This window comes from Gramella sp. AN32, assembly GCF_023718305.1.
GTDB lineage: Bacteria > Bacteroidota > Bacteroidia > Flavobacteriales > Flavobacteriaceae > Christiangramia > Christiangramia antarctica.
Map to the genome: position 1 here is coordinate 134,044 of NZ_QEYO01000007.1, position 11,565 is coordinate 145,608.

Annotated in this window: 12 protein-coding genes; 1 reads left to right on the forward strand and 11 read right to left on the reverse strand. The window is 37.1% G+C overall.

Annotated elements, in window-relative coordinates:
- The first annotated feature begins 42 nt into the window (after window positions 1-42).
- The gene (locus DHD80_RS10020; protein WP_251741030.1) at window positions 43-2,493 is read left to right on the forward strand and encodes an ATP-binding protein; all 2,451 of its coding nucleotides are present in this window, start codon (window positions 43-45) and stop codon (window positions 2,491-2,493) included.
- Here the strand turns inward: DHD80_RS10020 and DHD80_RS10025 are convergent.
- The 11 genes from DHD80_RS10025 to DHD80_RS10075 form a co-directional block, all read right to left on the reverse strand.
- Entirely contained in the window at window positions 2,483-3,859 is a 1,377-nt protein-coding gene (locus tag DHD80_RS10025) for a sigma-54 dependent transcriptional regulator (protein WP_251741031.1), read from the reverse strand. The two genes, DHD80_RS10020 and DHD80_RS10025, sit on opposite strands and share 11 nt — an antisense overlap.
- Before the next feature lie 315 nt (window positions 3,860-4,174).
- Window positions 4,175-4,531 (reverse strand): hypothetical protein, encoded by a 357-nt coding sequence (locus DHD80_RS10030; protein ID WP_251741032.1) that lies wholly within the window; start codon window positions 4,529-4,531, stop codon window positions 4,175-4,177.
- 488 nt (window positions 4,532-5,019) lie between these two features.
- Window positions 5,020-5,421: an alternative ribosome rescue aminoacyl-tRNA hydrolase ArfB gene (gene arfB / locus DHD80_RS10035; RefSeq protein WP_251741033.1), complete on the reverse strand. Its 402-nt coding sequence runs from the start codon at window positions 5,419-5,421 to the stop codon at window positions 5,020-5,022.
- Window positions 5,422-5,423: 2 nt separating this feature from the next.
- On the reverse strand, window positions 5,424-6,962 hold the full coding sequence (locus tag DHD80_RS10040; RefSeq protein WP_251741034.1) for a DUF4301 family protein: 1,539 nt from the start codon (window positions 6,960-6,962) through the stop codon (window positions 5,424-5,426).
- Window positions 6,952-7,527, reverse strand: coding sequence for an ATP-binding protein (locus tag DHD80_RS10045; protein ID WP_251741035.1), 576 nt, complete (start codon window positions 7,525-7,527; stop codon window positions 6,952-6,954). The genes DHD80_RS10040 and DHD80_RS10045 overlap by 11 nt, the downstream gene beginning before the upstream one ends.
- Window positions 7,488-8,120: a nicotinamide riboside transporter PnuC gene (pnuC, locus tag DHD80_RS10050; RefSeq protein ID WP_251741036.1), complete on the reverse strand. Its 633-nt coding sequence runs from the start codon at window positions 8,118-8,120 to the stop codon at window positions 7,488-7,490. The genes DHD80_RS10045 and pnuC overlap by 40 nt, the downstream gene beginning before the upstream one ends.
- Complete coding sequence (locus DHD80_RS10055) at window positions 8,104-8,364, reverse strand: YkoF family thiamine/hydroxymethylpyrimidine-binding protein (protein WP_251741037.1); 261 nt, start codon at window positions 8,362-8,364, stop codon at window positions 8,104-8,106. Before DHD80_RS10055 ends, pnuC begins: the two co-directional genes overlap by 17 nt.
- A gap of 423 nt (window positions 8,365-8,787) precedes the next feature.
- Window positions 8,788-9,126: a transposase gene (locus DHD80_RS10060; protein WP_251741038.1), complete on the reverse strand. Its 339-nt coding sequence runs from the start codon at window positions 9,124-9,126 to the stop codon at window positions 8,788-8,790.
- 23 nt (window positions 9,127-9,149) lie between these two features.
- Window positions 9,150-9,773: an IS110 family transposase gene (locus DHD80_RS10065; protein WP_251741039.1), complete on the reverse strand. Its 624-nt coding sequence runs from the start codon at window positions 9,771-9,773 to the stop codon at window positions 9,150-9,152.
- A gap of 365 nt (window positions 9,774-10,138) precedes the next feature.
- Window positions 10,139-10,855 (reverse strand): geranylgeranylglyceryl/heptaprenylglyceryl phosphate synthase, encoded by a 717-nt coding sequence (locus DHD80_RS10070; protein ID WP_251741040.1) that lies wholly within the window; start codon window positions 10,853-10,855, stop codon window positions 10,139-10,141.
- A complete protein-coding gene (locus DHD80_RS10075) occupies window positions 10,849-11,502 on the reverse strand; it encodes a 4'-phosphopantetheinyl transferase superfamily protein (protein WP_251741041.1) in 654 nt (217 codons plus the stop codon). Before DHD80_RS10075 ends, DHD80_RS10070 begins: the two co-directional genes overlap by 7 nt.
- Window positions 11,503-11,565: the final 63 nt, after the last annotated feature.

Consider the following 11,565-nt stretch of genomic DNA (forward strand, 5'->3'; position numbering starts at 1 on the left):
AGAATTTGTGAAAATGGTTTAATTTTGGTTTAAATTACTTCGATGTTCAGTAACAAACGCTCCATCACTATAAAAGTTATCGCAGGCTACGTAATTGTCGCCGCCCTGGCCGGTCTGGCCGTCTGGTATATTTATAATCAGGTCCTTCAATATTCACAATTAGCCGAATCTAATTCCGACAATAACCAGCAATTAATCCTTGTTTCTGAAATTACCACTAATTTAATTGCTTCTGAAAATACCAGCAGAAGGTTAATTCAAACCGGTGAAGCAGAAGAACTGGAACTTTATAACCAACAAATAGATAGCGTTAAGTCTACCCTCAATGAGTTAAAGGAAAATTATAAAAATTTAAATCTCGACACTGAAGCCGATAGTATTTCCCGCTTACTTGAACAAAAAACGGAAAACCTAAAAGAACTGGTCGCATTAAGGGATACAGATAGGAATACGAATTATTATTCCCGGGTATTATATGAACTTGAAAAAATCGATGATTCGTTTACAACAGAAAATTATGATAAACGATTTCTCAATCTCGAACCTCACCAAAGGGATATTTTAATAAAGTGGCTGGAATATGCCAAAGAGGACAATGCGAACAAATTAACCAATCAGCGCCTGGATTCCCTAATTGTTTCAGTAAAAAGGGTGCTTTATGAACTGGAATATGCCAATCGAAAATTCAGGAATACGGTTAACGAAAAGGAAAAAGAGCTTCTTAATAATGACATGATTTTAAATCAGCAATTACGCGGTTTGCTGGTGGAACTGGAGAAAAAAGAGCGGCAAAATTCTCTTAGCCGTGCGGAGATATTCCAGTCTATGGTTCAAAAAACTTCTGATATTATTTTTATTGGGGGAGGAATCATTTTGTTGATCACCCTGTTCTTTATCATCAATATTATACGGGATATTACCCGCAGCCAGCGTTACAGGGCTGAGCTGGAGGATGCTAAAACATTTGCAGAATTGCTGCTTGCCAGCCGGGAACAATTTATGGCGGCCATTACGCATGATTTACGAAGTCCGCTCACCACGGTCATGGGTTATACAGATCTTATCCAGAAAACCGATCTGGATGATAAGCAGCGGCATTACGTACAACAGGTGAAAAAATCTTCAGAATTTATTTTGAGATTGGTAAACGATTTGCTCGATTTATCTAAACTGGAAGCAGGCAAAATGTTGATCGAGAAACTGCCATTCAATCCCAAAAAACTTATTAAAGACACGGTGAATAATATCATTCCGGCGGTTAAAAATAAGGATATCAAAATTAAAATTGATGTTGATGAGGATACGAATATGCGTGTTCAAAGTGATCCCTTCAGAATTAAACAGATTCTGGCAAACCTAATTTCTAATGCCTGGAAGTTTACTGAAAAAGGTTCTATTATTATTTCGGCAGGTATTGAAAAAGGATTTTCTGACAATTACACTCTAATTATTCGTGTAAAAGACACCGGAATTGGAATTTCTGAAGCGATGCTGGAGAGTATATTTGAAGAATTTTCCCAGGAAAACAGTAGTATTGAAAAACGTTTTGGAGGTTCGGGACTAGGTCTTGCCATCACTAAAAGACTGGCAGAATTGCTACAAGGGGAGATCCAGGTGAATAGTGTGGTGGGGGAAGGAAGTGAATTTATACTTTCAATTCCCGTAGTGAAATTATCTGAAACACGTGAAGAAATTGAAGAGGATGAGGTTGAAATTGAAGAAATTGAAACTCCGGCTTCTCAAACACTGGCCAGGGGTAAAAAAGTACTGGTTGTAGACGACGAACCGGGACAGCTATCCCTTACCCTAGAAGTTGCACGGTCTATGGGATTTGAGGTGGTAACCGCAGAAAACGGCAAGAAAGGCTTCGAAGAATTGAAAAAAGGCGGTTTCGACCTTGTCTTAACCGATATACAAATGCCGGTTAATGATGGTTTTGATCTCATCATAAATATTCGGGATCATAAAGAATTACAGGATTTGCCGGTAATTGCCCTTTCTGGTAGAACAGATATGGAAAATGAAGTGTACACCAAGGCCGGATTTGATAAAAATATGTTGAAGCCCTATAAATCAATTTCTCTTAAAAAGAACATTGCTGAATTACTGGATCTGGAACATCCACTGGAAGATAAGTCTGAAAGCACCGTTTCAACAGATCGTCTAAAATCCCAATTTTATGATCTCAGCGAGATTTACGAGTTCTCCGGGAGGGATGACCAGGCCATGCAAATGATTATTCAGGCATTTCTAGAAGGAGCTGAGTCCAGTCTTCAGGAATTAAAAGAGGCACACGGAAATAAGGACACCGAAAGTATGGGAAGACTTGCTCATAGAATGTTGCCAATGCTTCGCCAGATGAGGGCAAAAAATGTGGTGTCTACTCTGGTAAAAATGGAAAGAAGGGAAAAATTGAAACAGGGTGAATTTGCAACTTTCAGGAAAAGTATGGAAAATTTAATGCAGGAACTTCAAATGGAAACTACAATCTAATATCATATTGCTTTAGCTTGTTATAGAGCGTTTTCCGGTCTATAGAAAGCATTCGTGCCGCCTTGCTCTTATTGCCACCTGTTTTTTCCAAAGCGTCCAAAATAAGCTGCTCCTCATTTTTGTTTTTGAAAAGTCCGTAATCATTTTCATTGGAATGATTTGCTGTAGCGATCTCATGAGGAAGGACCTTTAATGGGATAAGATCATCTTTGGTTAATAATACAGCTCTTTTCACCATATTTTTTAACTCGCGTAGGTTTCCAGGCCAATTATAATTTTTAAAAGCGGTAACCGCCTCATCTGTAAAACCAACTACATTCTTTTCAAGATCAATATTTGCTTCGTCAAGGAAATGATTCGCGAAAATCATCAGGTCTTCTTTCCTTTCCCGAAGTGCAGGAAGTTTGATTGAAAACTCGTTCAATCGATGGTAAAGATCCTCTCGGAACTCCCCTTCTTTTACCGCCTGTCCCAAATCTTCATTCGTTGCCGTAACCACGCGAATATCTACATGAATTTCATTATTACTTCCTACTGGTTTAACTTTTCTTTCCTGAAGTGCCCTTAATAACTGCACCTGAAGTTCATAGGTTAAATTCCCAATTTCATCCAAAAATAATGTTCCGCCATTGGCAGCTTCAAAATGACCGGTTTTATCATTAATGGCGCCTGTAAAAGAGCCTTTAATATGGCCAAAAAATTCACTCGAGGCGATTTCCTTAGGAATGGCCCCACAATCTACAGCAATAAAGGGCGCATTTTTTCTCTTGCTTTGCTGATGAATCTTTTTCGCAATCTGTTCTTTTCCTGTCCCGCTTTCTCCAGTAATTAATACCGACATGTTCGTGGGCGCAACCAATTCTACATAATCATTCAATCTACGGGATGGCTCACTAATTCCCGTAACGAGATTTAATTGATCATCAACCTCACGGGTAGTCCTCAGTTTCTTTACAATTTCCGGCTTATTCTCTTTTTTTAGGTTCCCACTCGATTCTGAAACTGCTTTGGTTTGCAATGCGTTTTCAATAGTCTGTAGTATAGTTTCAGGTCTAAATGGTTTAGAAACATAATCGAAAGCCCCTTCTTTCATAGCATTAACAGCCATGCTAATTTCAGCATAACTCGTCATAACAATAGCCTGTGTAGATGCGTTGGCAGATTTTATTTTTTTTAAAATCTCAAGACCGTCGTGATCAGGTAAGCGAACATCGGTCAGAAGAAGATCAAATTTTTCTGATTCTATGTGCTTAAAGGCTTCGGCAGCAGTAAAAACTAAAGAAACATTATAATTCCTTTTTTCCAAAAAGGTTTTTAACATGGTTCCGAAGGCTACATCGTCTTCAACTAACAGTACTTTAGGCATATAAAAAATTTTGCAAAGGTAATAATCTGTAAAATTAAGCTTATTTAAATAAACCATAAAAAAGGGAGACCAAAATGACTGGTCTCCCTTCTTAAACAACTTCTTATCCTAACCTAATTTAAATGTACCTATCCAATTTTACAAACTTACAGTCAAATTATACAAGTGGTAAAAGCGGCCCTCTAGTTTTTTGGTTGTAGTTAGAAACTTTAACTCTAAAAACCGCTTTTAACAACTTGTGTCTATCCTTGGGGGTAGATTAATCTTTATGTCATTCGTTTGTCGTCCCGAAGTTTGGTTTCTTCGTTTTATGAACTACTTTTCAGTTTCTACTTCTTTTTCTTCATTTTCCAACCAGTTCCCATCCTGATCGATAAACACCTTTTTCTCGTCACCTTTCACGTCTAGTGCTAATTTATAAATTGTCTGCTCATCTTCAGATTTAATCCAGGCTTTAGTAACTGTCGCATCATTATATTCTGTAACAATCGCATCCTGTATCACCTGAGGTAATTCTGAAACATCAAGATCTGCAAACTCATCCTGTTCAACTTCTACTACTTCTATTTCTATAACTTCCACTTCTTCAGTTTCAGTTTCCTGCGCCTGAGCATTTTGGGTTGCAAAAATCATTGCTCCAATCGTGAATACACTTAATACAATCTTTTTCATTTTTAAATATTTAATCATTCTAAAAAAGACTATTGAGAAAATGATGCCTAAATTAATTAATAATTATAATTTATTGATATTCAAATGAATAACTTCTTTTTTTTCAAAATGATAATATATTCCTTTGGGGAATTTCCTCAGAATAGTATCACCATATGTGGATGAATGTCTACACCTTTACTCATGATTAGATTTAAATCTTCATTGGATTTAGATAAAATAGAAAAGGCTCCAAGTTGGAGCCTTTTCAATCCGAAAATCTAAATTATAAAACGGAATAAATTAAGCCGGTTAGCTAATTATTCCGTTCCCAATACTAACCTTTAACCCTTATAGGAATAATTGTACCAATTAAAATTTATCTTACTTTATTCGCTTAAACTTATTATTTATAAGGCTTTACATAAATCTCTTAAAACTTTAAAAAAAATAAAACTGGGAATAATTGTGGAATGCACACACAAAGTGGGGAATTTTTCCCCGAATTTTCATTTTAAAGGATCTTTTCTATTTTGTTTGATCTCAGCCTTTTTTTTCTTTTTTTTTAACCTTTTTATTTTTGAAGCATGCGTAGGTTTTGTTTTCTTTCTTGGCTTTGGCTTTTTTAACGCCTTTTTTAATTCTTCCAGAAAAGTTTGAGTTACCAGATCCTTATTCGCATGCTGGCTACGCGAATCTTCACTACTCATTTTTAGAATATGCTCTTTTGAAATCCTATTATAAAGCTTTTTGAAGATTTTTTCTTTTTCCTCATCGCTTAATCCAGCTGAGTTTTTCACATCAAAACTAAGTTCTACTTTTGTAGCTGTTTTGTTGGCATGTTGTCCCCCAGGACCAGAACTTCTAACCGCCTTATATTCCAGTTCCCTTAAGATCTGTTCTTTATCCACGCTTATGTAGGCTGATGGGTTTTCTTCAATAAATCTGAAACTGTCTTCACCGGATTAAAGGTTTCCACAGGAACTTCTACAAAGATTGTATTCCATTTCGCCATCCCTCCATTCCATAAACCGGGACGTTCCAGGGCTTTTAAAGGCTTTCCATCTTTTGTTTTATCTGCTATAAAACTCATATCCTCATCTACAAATTCATTAAGGTCATAGCTTTCCCCACGATAGTTTTTTAAACAACAAACAATATCCACTGGATTGAAATGGGTTGCTTCCCTTGCCGTTTTGGCCTGTTCCGGATTGTTATTATCTATTTGGGCCCCTTCAATAATCTGCAATGAAATTTCTCCATTTTTATCTTTTACTAAAAACGGACCTCCACCTGGCTCACCTTCATTTTTTACCATCCCACAAACCCTCAAAGGCCGGTTGAGCTTTTGTATTAATTCTGAAGGACTTAATTTTTCTTTAGAATTACTTTTCAAGAATAATTCTGTTTCCAGGAATCTTTGGATGGTATCTATTTCATCTCCCGAAATATTACCTGCTTCTAATAATTTTAAATATTCTGAAATTTTCTCCTGCGTTTTCAGCAATTTTCCGCCTAACATTTTTTTAAAATCCACCACTAATGAAATAGTATCTTCCGTAACAACATTATCAATATTCTTTATAAATATGATCTCTTCATCTAGTTGATTTAAATTTTCGATCAAAGCGCCATGTCCTCCGGGACGAAAAAATAATTGATCTTCCTTGGTTCTGAAAGCTTCATTATTTTCATCTACCGCAATAGTATCGGTCTTTGGATCCTGATACGAATATTCAATTTCAAATTTCACAGCAGTTGCTGCTTCCACTCTTTCCCTTATAGCTTTCCATTCATTCTGAAATTTCTCCTTATCCCCTTCTGCTACCGTAAAATGGACTTTTGCGACTCCATCTATGCTTACATACCTAACCGCCTCTACCAAATGTTCTTCGAAAGCCGTTGCAGTATGATCACTATATTTATGGAATGGCACCAAACCTTTGGGCAAATTGCTCAGATACAAACCATCTGCTTCCAAAATGGTCTTTACTATGAGTAGGTGCTGTTCATCATGAGATTTATCAGCATAATTTTTATGGTTCTTCTTTGTTCTTTCCAGCGCATGGGCATAAAAAGGCAATTTTTCAAGTTGATCAAAAAACAACTGCAGGCTTTGATCCCCACTTTTATCCAGGTATTCTCTTAAACTGCTATTTTCAGGATCAAAATCTTCTGTAAGATTATGCAGCGCTTTAAACATTCTGGTTGCCGCACCGGAAGCCGGAACAAATTTCAGAACACTATGCTTATTTTTTTCCGCTTCAAAAAAAGAAATCAATTCTTTTTTTTCCCGTTCGTCAACAGCACTTATGCCATTCCCGATTGTAGCGGCTTCAGTAATATTGACCTTGAGATTTCCTCTTTTAAAAATGCTTATTTGCTCTTTGACTTCTTTGGTAGAAATTCCTTTTTCTTCGATTTGAAGAATATCCTTTTCATTAAAATTCACTTTGCTTGCTTATTAGTTGGTTTATAGCTTCAATGGCCTTCTTTAGCCTTGTCTCACTGTCTCCTTTCAAAATTATATAAGGTAAATTGAATTGTTTCAATTCATGCTCAAATCGTTGGAACATGCCTTCACGATCGTGAGGTTTGTCCCTTAAATCATCAGGTATCCAGGGACAATCAATATACGTTAAAAAATAAAGATCATATTGGTTGTTTAACGCATGTTTAAGAAGTTTAGGCTCGCAATAGCCCTCAAAATAAGCTTCAGAATACACCTTTAATTCTAAAAGATTGGTATCGCAAATAAGCAATTGATCAGCGGCTGCGGAAAGTCGATTTTCTGCATGCATTTGTCCTTCAGCAATCGGGATCATATCCTTTGGCTGGCAAATCCTTTTTTCTTTATCCCAAACCTGCTGAAGGTATTCACGCATAAATTCCGGTACCAGCGGCTCCTGAAAATATACCGAGAGTTGTTGGGAAAGAGTCGTCTTTCCGGTAGATTCAGGCCCAAAAAGGACTATTTTCAGGCAGGACGAAGGTCGTTGCGCAAGTTTTTCTTCCATGCTTTATAACCATAAATTGCAATAATGCTGAAAACCAGATATTGCAGACTGGTAAAAGTGAGACCCTTATAAAAATATAACGGTACCGAAATAATATCGCCAATAATCCAGTAGATCCAGTTTTCAATTTTTCGTTTGGCCATTAACCACATCCCCACAAAAAATATCGCCGTGGTCACCGTATCTACATAAGCGGTCCAGTTATTCCATTTATTGAAATATTCATACACCGCGAAAACAAAGATCAAAGTTCCTATGAAAATAAGAACCGATAACACTTGTTCCTTTTTAGTAGTAGAAGTAATAGGTGTAAAATGTTCAGCATCTACTTTTCGCGTCCAGATGTACCAGCCGTAAATACTCATGGCGAAATAATAGGCATTGATCATCATGTCTCCCAGCAATTGCCATTGCCACAACAAATACACAAAGATCATCGTGCTTACAATTCCTGTAGGATAAACAAGGATATTATTCTGTTTGGAATACCAGACAGATAAAAATCCGAAGATCACTGCAATGATCTCGAGAATTATAAATAAAGTGGGATAGGTCGAATATTGTTCGAAGAAAAAATCAAAAATCGGCTGCATAGTCGCTAAGGTCAGATTTTACGATTTTTATGTACATGAGCCCGCGTTCTATCGCTTCAAAAGTATTTTTTATTTCCTTATTCAGTACATTCATTACCTCATCATATTCTCCATAAACCTGGGTGCTTAGTGGATTTTCCTTTACATTAAGTCCAGATTCCCGCATTTTTTTAATAAAATTGATGATCGCAGGTTCATAATCATCCTGAATTGGCGTAAGGGTAAGCTCTACTGAAATTTTCATGGCAATTTATTTTAATCTCAAAGTTAGCCAATATCTAAAGCTTACTAAATAGTTGTGGAAATTTATTTGAAAAGCAATACCATATGCTGAAATAGCAGCTTTGAAAAGCAGAAGGGTTTGAGAAATCCTGTGTAAAGAAACCTCACTGCGAACATAGTGAATCAGTCTCTTCAAGAATGAGATTCCTTCGCTACGCTAGGATGACAATTTTTATGTGTGATTGGACTAAGTATAGCCCTCCCAGGTTTTAAAAACCTGGGAGGGCTGATTTTCAAAAAAATAAAGTGATAAGGAAATCTGGTGTAAGGAAACCTCATTGCGAACTCAGTGAAGCAGTCTCTTCAAGAATGAGATTCCTTTGCTACGCTCGGAATGAACGGTACGGACTTGCTGTACAGAGCATTCTAAGATAAAAACAAATTTTTAAGCAGCTAATTTCACAAAAGGTTCCTCTCTTTTTACAACGGCAAAAATTCGTAGTACCAATTTATTGGCCACGGCATTGATCACCGTCATTTTATGTTTTCCATCTTTGATTTTCCGGTTGTAATATTTCTTCAGCTGAGGGTCGTGCTGAACAGCGCTTACCGCACCTTTTATCAATGTGGCTTTCAGGGACCTGTCCCTTAGGTAGTGGGTTCTTGTTTTTCCCCTTATACTGGTTCCCGATTGGTATGGGAAGGGAGCCAGGCCACAATGGCAACTGAATTTTCTTGGGTCGGTAAATTTCAGGAAATTATCTGTCCCGCTAATGCACTTCACTGCTATGACAGGGCCGACACCTATTACAGCAGTAATTTTGTTGTAACTCTCATTGAGGTTTTGATCGGACCTAATGATTGTTTGGTTTGTATTTCTTTTTCAATCTTGCGGATGCTTTTCTGCAAGGATTTTAACTGCTTTTTTTCTTCCCTGACCAGCATTTTCACATCTACTGTTTTATTCAATATTTCATTGGCCTTTAAGCTATTTTGAACCTGGACGGACATCTTTACGTAGTGCTCCCTTGCCGTGATAAGGGCTTTGAGCCTCCTAAGGTTTTCGGCAGGTAGCTGGTATGGGCTTAGCCTATGCTTGTTTGTTATGGCGTATTCTGCAATTTGATAAGCATCCTTTGCATCACTTTTACCCCTCTGAATACCCAGTGACTTTCTAAGTTCCAAGGGGTTGATCAGGTAAAAAACATAGCCGTTTTTACTAAGGCAATTAATTATGGCCGCACCGTAATGGCCTGTGTGCTCTAAGGCAAATACAGTGTTGTTTTTGTCAAACTTTTTAAGCCACCTTTCAATGGCCTTTTGTTGATTGTTCAATACGCCCCTGGCTTTTACATAAACTTCTTCTGTATCCAGGGTGCAATAATCTAAAGTGTCTTTCGAAATGTCGATGCCTGTGATTAGATTTTTCATAACTTTGAATTAGCTATTAAAAACCTGAAGAACCAAGAGGTTTGTGTACTAACGCTATTAATAAGCCTTTAAGCTTAACATTCTAAATGGTACCAAAACCTAAGAAGGGAAAGGACTGATGCTCAGGTTAAACCTATAAGTTTAACAGTCGAAATAGTTCACCTTTTCCTTCTGGTTTTTCAGAAATTTAATAAGATTAAACTTCCTGTAAATATAAAATGCTAAACTAATAGCCTGTCGAAGTGCGCTGGTGTTTGAGATTATGAATAATGAAAAAGTATCGACTGCCCTCACTGTGACAAATATTCAAATTTGAATTTTTCACTTTTTCCAGTTTCCAGTTTCCAGTTTCCAGTTTCCAGTTTCTAATTTCTAAAAAATCCATTTTCAAAAGCAGTCCCCATTACCACCAAATCGGCGCCCGCCTCATACGTTACCTGTAGTTGCTCTGGGCTGCGGATACCGCCCCCTACGATAACTGGTATTTCCAGCGCCTCTTTTACAGCATGAATTATTTCAGAAGAAACAGGAAATTTGGCGCCACTCCCTGCTTCCAGATAGATTAGTTTTTTTCCTGAATACTGGCCGGCTAAAGCTGTATTAAGGATCTGCCGGATATTATTTTGTGCTAAAGGGAGCGTATTGCTAACTTTTTGTACAGACGTTTCTTTCCCTCCGTCAATTAAAATATATCCGGTAGGAATGATTTCCAAAGTGGTTTTCCTGATCTTTTCTACAGAACGTACCTGTTGTTCAATTAAATATTCAGGATTTCTACCGGAAATTAGACTTAAGAATAAAAGGGCATCGGCGTGCTCTGAAATTTGTGAATGATCCCCCGGAAATAAAATCACGGGAAGACCGGTAACATTTTTAATGATTTTAACAACTTCGCAGGTCTTGCCTTTGCTTACTGTGCTTCCCCCAACAAAAATATGGGTGGTTTGCTGCGGTAATTTAAGGAAAAATGCAGCACTTTCAGATTCATTAAATTTATCCGGATCTATTAAGATTGCAAGTAATTTTCGGTTTTCCCTACTCGCTTCCACAATTTCTTCCAAATAGCTCTGAACTCCTACCACGTTTGATCCAGTTTAGATTTTAAAGGTTGCGCATACACACAGGTAAAATTTTCAAATTCCAGGAAATTGATATCAAACCACTCGTCCAGGCCATTATACCTTACATGGGTGGTCGTTTTAAAATCGTCAAAATCAAAATCAGTGACGTTAATGTGCTGTAAAAAGCCTATTCCGGGCTCCGCGATCAATTTATAAACCGATTCCTTGGCACCCCAAACAATAGTAAGCTTTCTAATCAAAGCTTCCTCATTCGCCAATGTATGGTATTCATCAAGTGGAGTAAATTTATTGGCTATTTTCAGGATCTTATTGCGCTGTTTCTCTATATCAATTCCCACGTGGTTCCTTCCTACAATAATTGCGGTAAAATTAAAGGAATGCGTGATGGAAATATATTTATCATCTTTTAGATGCGGTTTTCCCAGATCATCATACCATAGATCGTGGTCTACATAACCCGCTTCAGCCAATAAATGCCTAATGCTCATAAAACCGCGGCGATGAATTTCAGATTTCATCCCATCCACTCTTTTTTTACAATTTTCAGTAAGCTCCACATCTTTAGCCAAGGATTCATAGGATTCTTCCACCTTCCAAATGAAGGCTTTAGTATGTTCATCAACTGTTATTGTTTTATAAAGAGGCATAAAATTTCTAAGCTTTTCCTTATTTTTGCAATCGTAAAAATTGCTAATATTCAAATATAATAA